Annotated in this window: 18 protein-coding genes and 1 pseudogene; 17 read left to right on the top strand and 2 right to left on the bottom strand. The window is 43.1% G+C overall.

The window, feature by feature from the left end; genetic code table 11:
* Positions 1 to 42: 42 nt before the first annotated feature.
* Positions 43 to 1254 carry an FtsW/RodA/SpoVE family cell cycle protein gene (locus BV455_RS03830; RefSeq protein ID WP_017434659.1) on the top strand — a complete coding sequence of 404 codons (1212 nt, stop codon included), beginning with the start codon at positions 43 to 45 and terminating at the stop codon, positions 1252 to 1254.
* Between the two features lie 64 nt (positions 1255 to 1318).
* The gene (pyc, locus tag BV455_RS03825; RefSeq protein ID WP_061580239.1) at positions 1319 to 4762 is read left to right on the top strand and encodes a pyruvate carboxylase; all 3444 of its coding nucleotides are present in this window, start codon (positions 1319 to 1321) and stop codon (positions 4760 to 4762) included.
* Positions 4763 to 4792: 30 nt separating this feature from the next.
* Here the strand turns inward: pyc and BV455_RS03820 are convergent, their stop codons facing one another.
* The gene (locus BV455_RS03820) at positions 4793 to 5752 is read right to left on the bottom strand and encodes a COX15/CtaA family protein (RefSeq protein WP_153018055.1); all 960 of its coding nucleotides are present in this window, start codon (positions 5750 to 5752) and stop codon (positions 4793 to 4795) included.
* 467 nt (positions 5753 to 6219) lie between these two features.
* Here BV455_RS03820 and cyoE point away from each other — a divergent pair, with 467 nt between their 5' ends.
* The 8 genes from cyoE (at position 6220) to BV455_RS03780 (ending at position 13080) form a co-directional block, all read left to right on the top strand.
* A complete protein-coding gene (gene cyoE / locus BV455_RS03815) occupies positions 6220 to 7140 on the top strand; it encodes a heme o synthase (protein ID WP_042407288.1) in 921 nt (306 codons plus the stop codon).
* 92 nt (positions 7141 to 7232) lie between these two features.
* On the top strand, positions 7233 to 8300 hold the full coding sequence (coxB, locus tag BV455_RS03810; protein ID WP_017434663.1) for a cytochrome c oxidase subunit II: 1068 nt from the start codon (positions 7233 to 7235) through the stop codon (positions 8298 to 8300).
* Positions 8301 to 8328: 28 nt separating this feature from the next.
* Complete coding sequence (gene ctaD / locus BV455_RS03805) at positions 8329 to 10200, top strand: cytochrome c oxidase subunit I (protein ID WP_017434664.1); 1872 nt, start codon at positions 8329 to 8331, stop codon at positions 10198 to 10200.
* Positions 10200 to 10820, top strand: coding sequence for a cytochrome c oxidase subunit III (gene ctaE / locus BV455_RS03800; RefSeq protein ID WP_042407285.1), 621 nt, complete (start codon positions 10200 to 10202; stop codon positions 10818 to 10820). Before ctaD ends, ctaE begins: the two co-directional genes overlap by 1 nt.
* 4 nt (positions 10821 to 10824) lie before the next feature.
* Positions 10825 to 11157: a cytochrome c oxidase subunit IVB gene (ctaF, locus tag BV455_RS03795; protein WP_017434666.1), complete on the top strand. Its 333-nt coding sequence runs from the start codon at positions 10825 to 10827 to the stop codon at positions 11155 to 11157.
* Between the two features lie 102 nt (positions 11158 to 11259).
* Complete coding sequence (ctaG, locus tag BV455_RS03790; protein ID WP_042407282.1) at positions 11260 to 12162, top strand: cytochrome c oxidase assembly factor CtaG; 903 nt, start codon at positions 11260 to 11262, stop codon at positions 12160 to 12162.
* A 43-nt stretch (positions 12163 to 12205) separates the two neighbouring features.
* Positions 12206 to 12661 (top strand): DUF420 domain-containing protein, encoded by a 456-nt coding sequence (locus BV455_RS03785; protein WP_042407279.1) that lies wholly within the window; start codon positions 12206 to 12208, stop codon positions 12659 to 12661.
* A gap of 122 nt (positions 12662 to 12783) precedes the next feature.
* Positions 12784 to 13080, top strand: a complete 297-nt coding sequence (locus BV455_RS03780) for an Asp23/Gls24 family envelope stress response protein (protein WP_042407277.1) — start codon at positions 12784 to 12786, stop codon at positions 13078 to 13080.
* 85 nt (positions 13081 to 13165) lie between these two features.
* Here BV455_RS03780 and BV455_RS03775 read toward each other — a convergent pair whose 3' ends face one another.
* Positions 13166 to 13525, bottom strand: coding sequence for a YugN family protein (locus BV455_RS03775; protein WP_017434670.1), 360 nt, complete (start codon positions 13523 to 13525; stop codon positions 13166 to 13168).
* Positions 13526 to 13780: 255 nt separating this feature from the next.
* On the opposite strand from BV455_RS03775, the pseudogene BV455_RS03770 reads away from it, so the two are divergent.
* The 7 genes and pseudogenes from BV455_RS03770 to BV455_RS03740 form a co-directional block, all read left to right on the top strand.
* Positions 13781 to 13972: pseudogene (locus BV455_RS03770) on the top strand (CAP domain-containing protein); the annotation flags it as partial.
* Positions 13973 to 14036: 64 nt separating this feature from the next.
* Positions 14037 to 14462, top strand: a complete 426-nt coding sequence (locus BV455_RS03765; RefSeq protein WP_017434672.1) for a CBS domain-containing protein — start codon at positions 14037 to 14039, stop codon at positions 14460 to 14462.
* Positions 14463 to 14593: 131 nt separating this feature from the next.
* Complete coding sequence (locus tag BV455_RS03760; protein WP_218687761.1) at positions 14594 to 15610, top strand: CAP domain-containing protein; 1017 nt, start codon at positions 14594 to 14596, stop codon at positions 15608 to 15610.
* A 103-nt stretch (positions 15611 to 15713) separates the two neighbouring features.
* On the top strand, positions 15714 to 16103 hold the full coding sequence (locus tag BV455_RS03755; RefSeq protein WP_042407274.1) for a YlbD family protein: 390 nt from the start codon (positions 15714 to 15716) through the stop codon (positions 16101 to 16103).
* 11 nt (positions 16104 to 16114) lie between these two features.
* A complete protein-coding gene (locus BV455_RS03750) occupies positions 16115 to 16348 on the top strand; it encodes a YlbE-like family protein (protein ID WP_017434676.1) in 234 nt (77 codons plus the stop codon).
* A 39-nt stretch (positions 16349 to 16387) separates the two neighbouring features.
* On the top strand, positions 16388 to 16777 hold the full coding sequence (locus tag BV455_RS03745) for a hypothetical protein (RefSeq protein ID WP_042407273.1): 390 nt from the start codon (positions 16388 to 16390) through the stop codon (positions 16775 to 16777).
* 116 nt (positions 16778 to 16893) lie between these two features.
* Positions 16894 to 17340, top strand: a complete 447-nt coding sequence (locus tag BV455_RS03740) for a YlbF/YmcA family competence regulator (RefSeq protein ID WP_042407271.1) — start codon at positions 16894 to 16896, stop codon at positions 17338 to 17340.
* Positions 17341 to 17348 lie beyond the last annotated feature (8 nt).

The following is a 17348-nucleotide window of genomic DNA, read 5'->3' as shown; positions in this document are numbered from 1 at the left end:
AATGATTTTAATGTACATACTAGCAAATAAGGAAGAGGAATGATGGATAAGGAACTCATGAAAAAGGTGCTAAAGTGTTACGACTATCCGTTGATTATCGCAGTGGTGATGCTTTCATTGTTCGGCTTGATTATGGTCTATAGTTCGAGCATGATCACTGCCGTCATTCGTTTCGAGGTGCCGAGCGACTATTTTTATCAGCGGCAAAAGCTATGGCTTGTTATAGCATTTATTGGATTTTTCATCACACTGATTATTCCTTATAAAGTATGGGCGAAGGAAAAGTTAGTTAAATTAATCTTTTTTGTCTCCCCGCTTCTGTTAATCGCAGTGGCGTTTCTTGGACATACAGCGAACAACGCAACAAGCTGGTTTCGGGTCGGCGCGTTAAGCTTACAGCCAGCCGAGCTGGCAAAGTTCGGACTGATCGTTTACTTAGCGGCAGCATTTGCCAATAAACAAAAAAGATTATCCCAGCCTGTAAAAAGCAATTTATTTCCAATTTACTATACGTTGTTTATTTGCTTTTTAATTGCGATTCAGCCCGACTTTGGCACAGCGATGATTGTGTTGGCGATTGCTTCGTGTTTAATTTTGTCATCAGGGCTGCGGCTCCGTTTGTTGTTTAAGCAGCTGCTGTTCTTTATGCTTATGTTCATTATCGTGTCCCCGATTATTATCCCTATCCTTGGCGATAAAATTTTTTCCAAGGAGCGGATGTCACGGATTTATAGCTTTTTAGATCCGTTTAAATATGCTAATGACGAAGGGTTTCAGCTCGTTAATTCCTATTTGGCAATTGGATTAGGAGGAATAAAAGGATTAGGATTAGGAAAAAGCATTCAAAAATATGGCTATTTACCTGAGTCGCACACCGATTTTATTATAGCAATTATTGCTGAAGAACTAGGGCTTTTTGGGGTAGTATTTACATTAGGCCTTTTAGCTTTCATTGTGTTAAGAGGATTGTGGATTGCGAGAAAATGCAATGACGCGTTTGGCAGTCTTCTTGCGATTGGAATTTCTGTCATGATTGGCATTCAAACGTTTATTAATGTGGGAGGCGTAACAGGAGTGATTCCACTTACTGGAGTTCCATTGCCGCTTGTTAGTTATGGAGGATCCTCGCTTATGCTGTTTATGACCTCTCTTGGAGTGCTTGTCAACATATCGATGTTTACGAAATACGAAGAAAACTATAAACGAAAGGTAAAAACTGTGAAAAAAGTGCAAAAAAAAGGTCTGACTTTTTAGAGAACGTATTTACAAAAAGCGAAAACCGTTATAGTTTTATTAGAAAGGAGGAGAGGAGAAACATATGAAAACACGTCGAATTAACAAAGTACTTGTCGCAAACCGTGGAGAAATCGCCATTCGTGTCTTCCGTGCCTGCACGGAACTTGGCATCCGTACGGTCGCTATTTATTCGAAGGAAGACACTGGTTCTTATCATCGCTATAAAGCGGATGAAGCGTATTTAGTCGGCGAAGGAAAAAAGCCGATTGAAGCGTATTTAGATATTGAAGGAATTATTGAGATTGCCAAAGCCCACGATGTCGATGCGATTCATCCAGGATACGGTTTTCTTTCGGAAAATATTCAATTCGCTAAACGTTGCCGTGAAGAGGGAATTATTTTTATCGGTCCGAACGAAGAGCATTTAGATATGTTCGGCGATAAAGTAAAAGCCCGCCATCAGGCGGAATTGGCGGGGATTCCGGTCATTCCGGGAAGCGACGGGCCGGTGCGTAGTTTGGAGGAGGTCGTGCGCTTTGCGGAAACGTATGGCTATCCAATCATTATTAAAGCGGCGTTGGGCGGCGGCGGCCGCGGCATGCGTATCGTCCGGGCGAAATCGGAAGTAAAAGAAGCGTTCGAGCGCGCCAAATCCGAAGCGAAAGCGGCGTTTGGCAGCGATGATGTGTACGTGGAAAAACTGATTGAAAAACCGAAACATATTGAAGTGCAAATTTTGGGGGATTACGAAGGGAATATCGTCCACCTTTATGAACGGGACTGCTCCGTACAGCGCCGGCATCAAAAAGTGGTAGAGGTGGCGCCTAGCGTCTCGCTATCAGATGAATTGCGGCAAAGAATATGTGAAGCTGCGGTCAAACTCATGAAAAATGTAGGCTATGTGAACGCAGGGACGGTAGAGTTTCTTGTATCCGGCAACGATTTTTATTTCATTGAAGTCAATCCGCGCATTCAAGTGGAACATACGATTACGGAAATGATCACAGGAATCGATATCGTCCAATCGCAAATTTTGATTGCCGACGGCTATTCGCTTCATAGCAAAGAGGTCGGCATTCCAAAGCAAGAAGATATTCGCATCAACGGGTATGCGATTCAGTCGCGCGTAACGACGGAAGACCCGCTCAACAATTTTATGCCGGATACCGGAAAAATTATGGCATACCGTTCTGGCGGCGGATTTGGCGTGCGTTTGGACGCGGGCAACGGTTTCCAAGGGGCAGTGATTACGCCATATTACGATTCTTTGCTTGTGAAATTGTCCACATGGGCGCTTACGTTTGAGCAAGCAGCAAGAAAAATGTTGCGAAACTTGCGGGAGTTCCGAATCCGTGGAATTAAAACAAATATTCCATTTTTAGAAAATGTCGTGCAACATCCAAAGTTTTTATCGGGAGAATATGATACGTCGTTTATTGATACGACGCCGGAACTGTTCGTCTTCCCACGCCGGAAAGACCGCGGGACGAAGATGTTGACCTATATTGGAACGGTTACGGTAAACGGCTTTCCTGGAATCGGGAAAAAGAAAAAACCGGTATTTGATAAACCGCGCATCCCGAAAGTAAGTTATGCTGAACCGGTTCCAGGCGGGACGAAGCAAATTTTAGATGAAAAAGGGCCGGAAGGGCTCGTTCAATGGATAAAAGAGCAAGACCGCGTATTGCTGACGGATACGACATTCCGCGACGCCCATCAATCACTGCTGGCGACGCGTGTGCGCACGGTCGATTTAGTTCGTATCGCCGAACCGACGGCGCGCCTGCTGCCAAATTTGTTCTCACTTGAAATGTGGGGCGGGGCGACGTTTGACGTTGCGTACCGCTTCTTAAAAGAAGATCCGTGGGACCGTTTGTTAAAATTGCGGGAACGAATTCCAAATATTTTGTTCCAAATGCTGCTGCGCTCTGCCAACGCTGTCGGCTACAAAAACTATCCAGATAATGTCATTCGTGAATTTGTCGAAAAATCAGCACAAGCCGGCATTGATGTATTCCGCATTTTTGATAGCTTAAACTGGGTAAAAGGAATGACGGTGGCCATTGACGCCGTTCGGCAAACAGGCAAAATTGCTGAAGCGGCCGTTTGCTATACAGGAGATATTTTAGATCCAAGCCGTCCGAAGTATAATCTCGATTATTATAAAACAATCGCCAAAGAGCTGGAGCAAGCGGGAGCGCATATTTTGGCAATTAAAGATATGGCTGGCTTATTAAAGCCGGAGGCGGCTTATGTGCTTATTTCCGCGTTGAAAGAAACGGTGGATATTCCAATTCATCTTCATACGCACGATACGAGCGGAAATGGCATTTATATGTATGCGAAGGCGATTGAAGCAGGAGTAGATATCGTTGACGTTGCTGTTAGCTCCATGGCGGGCTTAACGTCGCAGCCGAGCGCCAATACGCTTTATTACGCGTTAGAAGGAACGAAGCGCGCGCCGGAGATCAATATACATGGACTCGAGCAGCTTTCCCGCTATTGGGAAGACGTTCGGAAGTTTTACCAAGAGTTTGAAAGCGGCATGAATTCTCCGCATACGGAAGTGTATATGCATGAAATGCCGGGCGGACAATACAGCAACCTGCAGCAGCAGGCTAAAGCGGTTGGGCTTGGTGACCGCTGGGATGAAGTGAAAGAAATGTACCGCCGCGTCAATGACTTGTTTGGCGATATCGTCAAAGTAACGCCGTCATCCAAAGTCGTCGGCGATATGGCGCTTTATATGGTGCAAAACAATTTGACGGAACAAGATATTTTCGAGCGCGGTGAAACGCTTGACTTCCCGGATTCGGTTGTGGAGTTTTTTGAAGGATATTTAGGACAGCCGCACGGCGGATTCCCGAAAGAATTGCAGCGCATTATTTTAAAAGGGCGCGAGCCGATTACCGTTCGGCCTGGGGAATTGCTAGAGCCGGTAGATTTTGATCGATTAAGAGAAGAATTATACCATGCTCTTGACCGTGAAGTGACCGATTTTGATGTGCTGGCCTACGCTCTTTACCCGAAAGTATTTTTAGAATATGCGGAAACGGTCAAAAAATATGGCGATATTTCGGTGTTGGACACGCCGACTTTCCTATATGGAATGCGTCTTGGCGAAGAAATCGAAGTGGAAATCGAAAAAGGAAAAACGCTCATTGTCAAGCTCGTTTCGATCGGGCAGCCGCAGGCGGACGGAACGCGCGTCGTCTACTTTGAATTAAACGGACAGCCGCGCGAAGTGATTATCCGCGATGAAAGCATTAAATCGGCAGTCGTCGAACGCATTAAAGCAGATCGCGCCAATCCGAATCATATTGCGGCGACAATGCCAGGAACGGTCGTGAAAGTGCTCGTCGAAAAAGGGGAAAAAGTGAATAAAGGCGACCATTTAATGATTACGGAAGCGATGAAGATGGAAACGACAGTGCAGGCGCCGTTCTCGGGTATTGTCAAAGACATTTATGTAAAAAATGGCGACGCCATTCAGGCTGGTGACCTGTTAATCGAATTGACGAAATAAAATAAAGCGCTTGGGTTTGTCCCAAGCGCTTTATTTTAGCAATATTGATGGAACTGATTTAGTCGGCTCATTGGTTTCCTTCACTTGCTGCTGATGGTGATTGCTGCGCAGCGCGAGCATCATCAAATAGCTGAGCACGCCGAATAAACAAGAAATAAAGAACGCATGCGCTAAAGCGATATATAAATTTAATTGAGTCAATACGATCAGCGCGCCCGTTATCATTTGTAACAAAACAAGGATGAGAGAAATAATCCATCCCCAGTAGACAACGCGCTGCTGCTTATAATATTTCACTGCTTGGATCGTTGCTACCGAAATCCAAACAATAATAAGCGCTGCAGCAAGGCGATGCCCCATTTGCACCCATTCATGAAGCTGCACAGGCATGATGCGTGCTTTCGCGCAAATTGGCCAGCTTGGACACGCTAAACTTGCCTGCATGTGGCGGACCAATGCGCCAGTATAAACAACGATATAGGAATAAGTGATGACGCCGTAAATGTGAAATTTCATTTTTCGATCCAATACGAGCGACTCGGCGTCAAATTTTTTGTCGATTTCAAAAATAAGAAGCGTTAGCAAAAAAACGGCTGCGAACGAAATGAGGGAGATGCCGAAATGCAGCGCAAGGACAAAATCAGATTGCCCCCAGACGACGGCAGCGGCGCCGATTAATCCTTGCAACACGAGAAAGACAAAGGAAACGATCGCTAAAAACTTTGTTTCGCGAATATGCCCGATTGCTCGCCATGTCCAGACAGATAGGACAAGCACCATTATTCCAGCTAAACCGGATACGAGCCGGTGGCTTAATTCAATGACGAGTTCAGGGGTAATTTGCGAAGGAATGAATTGACCGTGGCAAAGCGGCCATGATCGTCCGCACCCCATGCCGGATCCGGTTTTTGTTACGAGTGCCCCACCGATAAGGACAAATAGCATTGCCAATGTCGTAGCCGATGCAAACCATTTTAAAGACCGTTGCAAAATCTTCACCTTCTTGTAATGAGAAATCATTATTTTGTCAATAATTTTAGTAAAGTATACATTTATCTTACAAAAAAGAAATAAAAACGGCAATTTAGCCAAATACAATTTTACATGATGATACGCAGAAAACAAAATGACGTTTACATATTGAATAAGTTGAATAAGTTTGTTAGAAATATTAGTGGGATAAGTAGTAAAAGCGTTTTCTGCTGATAGAGAGAATAAATGTGTTTTTTTGATTCGAAAATTTGACACAAATTATTCAAAAAAAGTTCACATTATGTCGTGAAAATGTGATTTAATATAAAGAGAAAATAGGTTTATTTGTTCTAATGTAAGAAATATTTTCCTGCAAAGATGATTGCTAATGCATTATGATATGATGGAAATGAAGAAAATTTTTTTATATGGCACCGTTCATTGAGCGTATAAAAGTTGGCGGTGTGATGAGGAGGAACAGGAGAATGTCAAATTTAAAAACAAATACTGCCCATGCGGGAGATCGCCCGCGTGTAAATATAGGGACCATTTGGAAAGAGCTTTCCTCCGTCATAAAAATAGGAATCGTCAACTCGAATTTAATCACCACTTTTACCGGACTATGGTTGGCTCTCTATTTTACGGGGGAAGGTTTTTTGGAAAACCTCCATATTGTATTCTTTACGTTGTTTGGTGCTGCGCTTGTTATAGCAGGCTCATGCAGCATTAATAACTTTATCGACCGCGATATCGACCAGTTTATGGAACGGACAAAAACACGGCCGACCGTAACGGGAACGATAGAACCAAAGCGGGTGCTTTGGCTTGGAGTCGCCCTAGTAACGGTAGGAACGATTAGCTTGCTAATGACGACGGCCACCGCTGCTGTCGTTGGGCTGATCGGAATGGTAACTTACGTATTTTTGTACACGATGTGGTCAAAGCGGAATTATACGCTTAATACTGTTATCGGCAGCATTTCTGGTGCAGTGCCGCCGGTAATTGGATGGACAGCGGTAGATCCAAGCTTCCATGTTGTTCCGCTCATTCTATTTTTAATCATGTTCATATGGCAGCCGCCACACTTTTTGGCACTAGCAATGAAGCGGTGCGAAGAATACCGTGCTGCAGGCATCCCAATGCTTCCTGTTGTCCATGGTTTTGCGATGGCGAAACGGCAAATCATTGTATGGGTTGCGTGCTTATTGCCGCTACCGTTTTATTTGTTTTCATTAGGTGTGCCGTTTTTAACTGTTGCTACGTTATTAAACGTGGGGTGGCTTGCGCTGGGGCTTTATGGGTTTAAAATGAAAGATGATTTAAAGTGGGCAAAATGGATGTTTATTTATTCACTTAACTATTTGACGATTTTATTTGTGACGATGGTCATCGCCACCCTGTGGTAAACAAAAGCGGTTTAAAATTCTTTCCATAAGAGAAAGAATTCATATAAATTTATTTTTATTTCATCAAGTAGAAAGAGGGGTTTGATTAGGCTATGAAGAAATGGCTACGTAACTGGCGCTTGTTTTCTCTTTTCAGTGTGATGGCGCTTCTGTTAGCCGGCTGTGGAAAGCCGTTTTTATCGACGCTTCAGCCGGCAGGCGAAGTAGCAGACATGCAATATTCGCTGATGCTGCTTAGCACGGCCATTATGGTTCTCGTTATTGTTGTTGTAACGATTATCTTTGTATACGTTGTCATTCGATTCCGGCAACGTAAAGGCGAGGAAAACAAAATTCCTAAACAAGTGGAAGGAAGCCATAAACTTGAAATCATTTGGACTGTCATTCCAATTATTCTATTGCTTATCTTGGCAGTTCCAACGGTTTCCGCAACGTTTAAGCTGGCGGATGTCAAACCGATGAACAAAGAAAAGCGCGATAAAGATACGCTTGTTGTCAATGTTCGTGCAAACCTTTATTGGTGGGAATTTGAATATCCAGACTATGGGGTTATCACAAGCCAAGATTTAGTCGTTCCAACCAACGAACGGGTGTATTTTAATCTGAAAGCATCCGATGTAAAACACTCGTTCTGGATTCCAGCTGTTGGTGGAAAAATGGATACAAATACAGAGAACAAAAACCAATTCTGGCTTGAGTTTGACCAAAAAGCGGCTGACAAAGCAGGCGGCGTTTTCTACGGTAAATGTGCGGAGCTTTGCGGTCCTTCCCATGCATTGATGGACTTCAAAGTAAAAGCAGTTCCTAGAAAAGAATTCGATCAATGGATTGAAAAAATGAAAAATGCGAAACCGGTTGTTACGGATCCGGTTGCTAAGCAAGGAGAAGCAATTTTCAATAAAAGCTGTATTGGCTGTCACGCTGTTACTCCAGTTGACAAACGTCCAGAACAAGCGCGTACAGCGCCAAACTTGGCCAACTTTGGCGATCGCGAGCGCATTGCTGGCATTTTGGACCACAATGAAGAAAACTTAAAGAAATGGTTGAGAAATCCTGAAAGTGTAAAACCTGGAAACAAAATGACAGGTACATATGGTAAATTGACAGAAGAGCAAATTAATGCTCTTGCGAAATATTTAATGAGCTTAAAAGTAGAGTAAAAGAGATTGAACAAAGGGAGGTTTCACTGTGAGTACCTTAGCACGTAAAAAGGGTGTCGGTGCCGTTATTTGGGATTATCTGACAACGGTAGACCATAAAAAAATCGCCCATCTTTATTTGATTGCTGGTGGTCTTTTCTTCATAATGGGCGGTATTGAGGCACTGCTCATCCGCATTCAGCTGGCAAAGCCGAACAATGATTTTCTAGTCGGTGGTTTATATAACCAAGTATTAACCATGCACGGTACGACAATGATTTTCTTGGCAGCGATGCCTCTTGTTTTCGCGATGATGAACGCAGTCGTTCCGATTCAGATTGGTGCGCGTGACGTCGCGTTCCCATTCTTAAACGCGTTAGGTTTTTGGTTGTTCTTCTTCGGCGGTCTTTTCTTGAACTGTTCTTGGTTTTTAGGTGGAGCGCCAGACGCTGGCTGGACATCATACGCGTCATTATCTCTTGAATCGAAAGCAACCCATGGCATTGATTTTTACGTGCTCGGTTTGCAAATTTCCGGTTTTGGTACAATAATGGGCGGGATCAACTTCCTTGTCACGATTATTAACATGCGTGCTCCGGGCATGACGTACATGCGCATGCCGATGTTCGTATGGGCGACGTTTGTTACTTCTGCGCTTATTCTGTTTGCCTTTCCGCCGCTTACCGTTGGTTTCATTTTTATGATGATGGATCGTTTGTTTGGCGGTAATTTCTTTAACCCGGCTGCGGGCGGAAATACGATCATTTGGGAGCATTTATTCTGGATTTTCGGGCATCCGGAAGTGTATATTCTTGTACTGCCGGCGTTCGGTATTTTCTCGGAAATTTTTGCGACGTTCTCCAAAAAGCGTCTATTCGGTTATTCTTCCATGGTGTTTGCGACTGTGTTAATCGGATTTTTAGGATTCATGGTATGGGCGCACCATATGTTTACAACCGGTATGGGGCCAGTTGCGAACGCAATTTTTGCGGTTGCGACGATGGCAATTGCTGTTCCTACAGGTATTAAAATCTTTAACTGGCTCTTTACGATGTGGGGCGGAAATATCCGATTTACAACACCGATGCATTATGCGGTCGCGTTCATTCCGTCTTTCGTCATGGGCGGTGTAACAGGAGTAATGAACGCAGCAGCAGCAGCGGATTATCAATATCATGACAGTTATTTCGTTGTAGCGCACTTCCACTATGTTATCGTCGGTGGGGTTGTGTTTGCTCTATTAGCAGGCTCCCATTATTGGTGGCCAAAAATGTTCGGTAAAATGTTAAATGAAACGCTTGGTAAAATTACATTCTGGCTATTCTTTATCGGTTTCCATTTAACATTCTTCATTCAGCATTTCCTTGGATTAATGGGAATGCCGCGCCGCGTCTTTACGTACTTGCCGAACCAAGGTTGGGAAACAGGCAACCTTATCAGTACGATTGGTGCGTTCTTTATGGCAGCAGCAACGGTAATTCTTTTAATTAATATTGTTATTACAACAGTAAAAGGCGAAAAAGCGGAAGCGGATGCTTGGGGAGACGGCCGTACGCTCGAATGGGCGGTTTCTTCGCCACCTCCGGTATATAATTTTGCGCAAACTCCGCTTGTACGTGGGCTGGATGCATATTGGATTGAAAAAATGGAAGGAAAGAAAGAGCTGACACCAGCCGAACCGCTTGGGGACATTCATATGCCAAACTCTTCCTTCCTGCCGTTTATCATTTCATTTGGTTTGTTTGTTGCTGCATTCGGTTTTACGTACCACAACGATCATTCTTGGGGATTGCCGGTCGGCATTATCGGATTGCTGATTACATTCGGTTCGATGTTCTTGCGTTCGGTAATTGATGATCACGGATTCCATATTCATAAAGAAGAAGTTCTTGAATTGGAGAAAAAGGGGGCTAAAGCATAATGCAAGTGGAAGAAAAATTAACGGCGGAAACGTTCCCGTCTTCACCAGAAAGAGCCACCCTCGAAGGAAAAAATAAATTTATTGGCTTTTGGTTATTCTTAGGGGGAGAGACGGTTCTTTTCGCCTCCCTCTTTGCTACCTACTTGGCGCTGAAAGATAAGACCGCCGGTGGGCCTTCTGCGGACGAATTGTTTCAAATGCCGCTTGTTTTTGTGGCAACGATGCTTCTTTTAACGAGCAGTTTAACAAGCGTCTATGCGATTTATCATATGAAAAATTTCGATTTTAAGAAAATGATGCTTTGGTTTGGCATCACCGTCTTGTTAGGAGCAGGATTTTTAGGGTTGGAAATTTACGAGTTTAATGAATACGTTCATGAGGGCCACGTATTCACGAAAAGTGCATTTGCTTCTGCATTTTATACGTTAGTCGGAACGCATGGAAGCCACGTTGCGTTCGGGCTGTCCTGGATTTTGACATTAATGATTCGCAATGCCAAACGCGGGTTAAACTTGTATAACGCGCCAAAATTTTACGTGGCAAGTTTATATTGGCACTTTATCGACGTTGTATGGGTATTCATTTTTACCGTCGTATACCTAATGGGAATGGTGGGGTGAATATATGGTGAATCAAACAAACTCCGGAAACGAGCGTGTTGATTTAGCATATCGCCGCAGAAAAAACGCGGAGGAAATGAAACATCAAGTTATTTCCTTTGTATTAATGATTTTGCTAACATTAATTTCGTTTGCTGCGGTCGGTTATGATGAATTTTCTCATTGGTTTTCAATTCCATTTATTCTTCTTCTTGCAGTAGTGCAAGTAGCATTCCAATTGTACTATTTCATGCATATGAGCCATAAAGGACACGAACTTCCAGCGCTGTTTATTTATGCAGGTGTATTTGTTGCGTTTCTTACCGTTTGGGCATTTGTGACGGTTGTTTGGTGGTAAAAAAGAGGGGAAATCAGCGTATTGCTGATTCCCCTTTTTCAACATGGAATAAGAAATGACTATGTAGTATAATGTTGCTTGAAAAGAATTGAGGTGAACATAATGATTGCATCGTTGCAAATGTTCGGATTCCGTGCATTATGGAGCCCGTTTTTTCTTTTGTTTCTCTTATGCATCGCGGTTATGTATATGCTTATTGTTGGCCCATGGCATCATAAATTTACAAAAGAAGGGCCAGCTACACCGAAACAAAAAGCTTATTTTTTAACAGGGATTGTTCTTCTTTACCTTTGTAAAGGATCGCCGCTTGATTTGCTTAGTCATTTGATGTTTAGCGCACATATGATCCAAATGGCTATATTATATCTGATTATTCCACAGTGTTTTATTTTAGGAATTCCAAACTGGTTATATGAACGCATGCTCGAAGTGAGAGCGGTGAAAAGAATTTTTTTGTTCTTTACCAAACCACTTGTTGCTCTCCTATTGTTTAATGGATTGTTTTCGTTTTACCACGTTCCATTGATTTTTGATTTTCTTAACACCAATGCCTTATATCATGCGGTCGTCACGATTGCCATTTTTATCGTAGCGTTTTTTATGTGGTGGCCGCTAGTAAACAAATTGCCGCAATGGCAAACACTTTCAGGCCTAAGAAAGGTTGGATTTATTTTCGCTGATGGGGTATTGTTGACGCCGGCATGCGCATTAATTATTTTTGCGAATTCGCCGTTGTACCAAACGTTTACAGACCCACAAGCATGGCTTACCTCCTTACAATTATGTGTTCCGAAAGGAACATTAGCGTCGTTGAATTTAACTGGTCCGCAAATGTTTTTATCGATGCCACCGCTGTATGATCAGCAGCTTGGCGGCGTGCTAATGAAAATTATTCAAGAGATTGTGTACGGCACAATGTTATTTTTCATTTTTATTGACTGGTATCGAAAAGAGCGGGAAAAAGAGTCGGTGGAAACCATTATCTCTCCACAGCCAGGTAAGTAATATGAATAGAGAAAAAAGTGGATAACGTGAAAGGGGAAACAAAATGCCGATTTTGCCGACGATCAGCACGGGCTGTATTGTCATTAGTGCAGCATTAGTAGCGTATGGATGGTATTTAATACGGAGGAGAAACATTGATGCCCATAAAAAGGTAATGTTAACTGCAGCGATGTTCGCTTTATTGTTTTTTATTATTTATTTATCGCGAACGATTTTTATTGGGAACACGAGTTTTGGCGGTCCTGACAATGTGAAAGTGTATTATACGATCTTTCTTGTGTTTCATATTATTTTGGCTATGGCTGGAGCAATTTTTGGCATTGTCACACTTTGGACGGGCTTAAAAGATGTACGGACCCGTCATAGACGGCTTGGGCCGGTTACCAGTGTCATATGGTTTTTTACAGCTATAACCGGTGTTGTTGTTTATTTGCTTCTTTACGTATTTTATAAAGGTGGGGAAACGACGTCGATGATTAAGGCGATTTTAGGTTTTTAAACCCGGCAGCCGTTTTGTCGGGTTTTTTCTTCATAGTGGCAGCTTGAGGAAAAACGGCATATATTTTATTTATAAAACATCCGATGATTGGTGTGAGGCGAGAAAGCAGGAGGGAGATAGGGATGAAAACGGTTGCCGCCCGCCTCCGCAAATGGAGTGCCGCACAAGCTACGCTGTACACGATTGTGATGATGTGTCTGCAAGGCCGAAATGAAATCATCGCTGATGATTGTGAAGTGCATGTCGTTGTTACCGATGATGGCCGCTGCACGGTTACAGTATCATTAGTGATGAAGCAGGAAGGACCGCTTCTTTTATTGTGCCAGCAAATACAAAAGCATATTGCAGAGGAAATCGCATTTATGACTCCTTTTACCGTGAATGCAGTACATGTAGTGGTGAAACGCTTGGCGATATAAAAACGCATGAGAAATCGCTCATGCGTTTTTATATTGATATGGGCTAATTTCGTGGCAACAGTTTTTCTTCCTGGAAACTAGCCATTTAGTCTTGAATTTTGTCAAGCTCTTCTTTTACTTGCGCTAAAATCGTTTGACATTGATTGACAAGGGAAGAAGGGAAATGTTCATCCTCCCCGTATTCGACGCCGTGCGGATAATAATATTTGCCTAAAATAGGAGTAAGCAATTTGATCAAGGCATAGCGGGAATCGACGTCTCCCTCGACTGCATATCCTTGCACGCGCAGATAAAAAATATCTCCCTTGATTTGGAATTTGCGGTCGTATGTAACTCTTTCATAGTCCCATTGGGCGGCTCTAACGAATCCAAATCGTTCCATTACGTCATCTAAGCGGGAAAGCTCGACGGTTTGATTTTCAATTCCAGTATTTTCAAATTTCATCTCTATTCCTCCTAACAACACGATATGCTAGTACGCGAAAAAGAAGATATTCCTTCATTTATAATAGTATGAAAGTGGTTGGATTTTCAATGAATTGTTTACTATTTTGCGGCATTTTGCCATTTGAAATAAATTTTATTTGTTATTTTTTTAAAATTTGGTGAGACTAAAAGCGAAAAGGTGGCGGCGTAAGCCATGAAAAACTCATGTTTGTTTTATTATTCATTGCAGGAAATGGGGAGCCGGCACGCCAAGCATGGATCACCATTTACGGTGATGAAAAATTTTGGAATTCGTTACTGTACAGCTGGAGAAAATATTGCTGCAGGTCAGCGCACTCCGCAAGAAGTAGTCAACGCATGGATGAATAGCCCAGGCCATCGTGCCAATATTTTAAACAAAAATTTTACTCATATTGGAGTCGGTTATGCAAAAGGCGGTTCATAAGGCCATTATTGAACACAAATGTTCATTGGGAAATAGCTAACTAAATATTAAGGAGAGAAGGATCATGCAAACAGTGCGTGATGTGATGACAACCAATGTGGAATATTGCACACCTGTCGATAACGTATACGAAGTAGCAGTAAAAATGCGTGATTTAAACGTTGGAGCGATTCCGGTCGTTGATCATGGACGATTGATCGGAATGATTACAGACCGTGATTTAGTCGTGCGCGGAATCGCTGAAAAGCGACCAGGTTCTACCCAAGTGACGGAAGTAATGAGCGATCAATTAATTACAGTAACTCCTGATGCTTCTGTACAAGAAGCGGCAGAGCAAATGGCGCGTCATCAAATCCGCCGTCTTCCGGTGGTGGAAAACGGCCGGCTTGTAGGGATCGTTTCCCTTGGCGACCTTGCCACAAACCGTTATTCCGATGAAAGCGCCGGTCGGGCATTAACCGAAATTTCGGAACGGGATTTTCTTCATTAAAATGCAATTAGTTTGTATAGGCGAATTCCCCTGAAAGAGCGGGGGATTCGTTTTCTTTTTGCGTTTTTTTGCGGTGGGAAAAAGGCTATAATGACAATAGGATATCTTTTTCGGAAAGCGAGAGTTGCCATGTGAAATGGTTTTTCCTTGTTTTGTTATTATTAATTGGATTTTATTATTTTGCACCAAGCCCCTCTCCACTTAGCCCGCCGCAAGAAGAATCGAACAAACATATCGTAAAAGAGCCGAAGGTCGAAAGCGGCATTGTTTCGCTGATTGGAAAAACAGAAAAAGATGTAAAAAAGAAGTTTGGCACGCCAACCAGAATCGACGCTTCTGCCTATGACTATGAATGGTGGATTTATAATCGAAAGGCGAGCGAATACTTCCAAATAGGGATGATGGACGGAAAGGTTGTTACGGCATTTGTATGCGGAGAACATGTAAATGCAAAACCGTTTTACATTGGTCAACCACTTTCGGAATTATTTAAGATGATGCCTGTTTTGTCCAATGTGGAAATAAAATTAAGCACGGGAACATACCGCTTCGAGTTATCGGAACAGGATTATGCCTCTCGGCCGATTGTCAAAATCGGCGATGTCTATGCGCAATTATATGTCGATCGTTTTACGGGAAAGGTTTCAAGCATTCGTCTAATGACAAAGGAAACATTTGTAAAAATGCGGCCGTATGAGCTTGTATACCGCGGCATCTTGCCCAATCCCGCTCCTTTATCCGCAAAAAAGCAGCGGGAAGTCGAATTGGCGAACGCAAGGCAAATTTTTGATATTACGAATGTCATCCGGCACCGCCATCGCGTAGATCCGGTCCGCTGGCATGAGAAAGCGGCAATCGCCGCTTACATGCATAGCAAAGATATGCAAGACCACCATTTTTTCTCTCATGAATCGCCAAAGCACGGAGATCTGCAAGATCGACTATTGACGGCAAATATAAAATTTCAAATGGCTGGGGAAAATATTGCCGCGCATCAGGTGGACGGCATTGAAGCAGTAGAGGAGTGGCTGAACAGCAAAAGTCATCGCGAAACACTATTAAACGAGCAATTTACTGATCTTGGCGTTGGCGTTTCCGGTGATTATTATACGCAAGACTTTTTAAAGGCGTGGGAACAAAAGGAATGATGACTTTTCCATCATGGTAGAAAAAATGGGCGCACGTCAATCCAATATATGCGATAGTATATGGTAGATAGGCATGAGTGGATAAAGGGGGAGTAGGTATTCGATGGCCAAACATCTACATCCTTCGGTGGAAAAGTTTAAGCAGTTTGTAAAAAAACATCCGAAAATTATTCAGGAAGTACGCAGCGGAAAAAAGACGTGGAAAGAGTTTTACGAAGATTGGTATTTATTTGGCGAGGACGATGAAATGTGGGAACCGTATAAACAAGAGCAGTCACCGGCGAAGCAAAAAGAGAAAGGAAGCAGCAAATGGCTTGAGAAAATTTCTAATATATTGCAAAATATGGACTCAGATGAGGTACAGAAACATTTGGCGAGCGTTCAGCAAGCGATTGCTGCCATCCAAAATATTATTACTCAATTTCAAGGGCCGGAAAAGCAGCATATAAGTGCGGCAAAAGATGAACATCCATTTTCGTTTCGCAAAGATTAAGGGGGGCGCCAATGAGGAAAGAAGTAATGCAATATATTCGCCAGAAAAAAATGCTGCAATCGTTTATTCGCGAACAGCCGCGTTGGTATCGCCTTCTCTCCCGCTACCCGCACAAGCTGCCTTCGTTTGAGCTAGAAGCGCTGCATTACTATAAGCAGACGATTCCGCATAAAGTAGAGAAAATTGCTAATTCTTTGCAGATGGCTTCCTTAATGCTGCATATGTTTCAGGCGATGCGTGACTAATTTTTTGCAAAAAGGCAAAGACTATTTCTCAAAGGAGTGATGTCTTTGCCGCAACGAATAATGATGTTATGTTTATTTTTCGTAGTTTTGTTAGGCGCGTGCGGGAATGATAAACCGACGCCGCAAACAAATATGCCTAACGTCGTACACGCGATGACAGGAGTCAGCAAATCGTTCCAGGTTAAACATCGTGTAAAAGGGAAAGACGTATTGATTGAGTGCGTCGCCGCCAATTTTCCGTTCCAAAAAGGGAAAAATGGCGGGCATATTAACGTCTATTTAAACGGCCAGAAAATCAATGAGGTATATACAGCAGCATTTATGTTGCGTGGATTACCGGCCGGAAAACATGTCATCCGGCTTGAACTCGTTTATAATGATGGAAAAATCACTGGAATGTTGCATGAATTTTCCATAACGATTCCATAAGAGAAGTCTGACGGGGAAGTCAGACTTTTTTTATGTTAACCGCCTGTTCAACTGATCCTCCTCACTTCTCATTTTCCTTCTTCTCATGGTATCATTACAGTGGAGGTGCTAATTACGTGATTATTGCAACTCTCGAGCGCATCGAGATTTTAGATAAAGCAGAAGCATTAGCGAAAATGGTTGTACAATCGGAAGTGGCGGAAGAATACCGCCGCTGCTTGCAACGGCTGAAGCAAGACCGCGCTGCTCAAGATATTATCGCTCGTTTTGCGAAAGCGAAGGAGCGATATGAAGAGGTGCAGCGCTTTGGAAAGTATCATCCTGATTATTATCAAGTGATGAAAGAAGTACGTGAAGCAAAGCGCGAGCTTGATTTTCATGAGACGATTGCCGCTTTTAAAAAAGCGGAAAACGCGGTTCAGGAGCTGCTGGACGAGATTAGTGTCTTAATTGGCAAGGCGGTATCCGAGCAAATTAAAGTCCCAACGGGAAACCCGTACTTTTTGTCCGCAAGCTGTTCCGGCGGCTGCGGAGCGGGAGGAAGCTGCGGTTGCCGCATATAGCATAAAAA

The sequence above is a fragment of the Parageobacillus caldoxylosilyticus genome (genome assembly GCF_019272935.1).
Taxonomy (GTDB): domain Bacteria; phylum Bacillota; class Bacilli; order Bacillales; family Anoxybacillaceae; genus Saccharococcus; species Saccharococcus caldoxylosilyticus.
The sequence above is the reverse complement of the archived record's forward strand: the minus strand, read 5'-3'. Positions and strand labels throughout refer to the sequence as shown.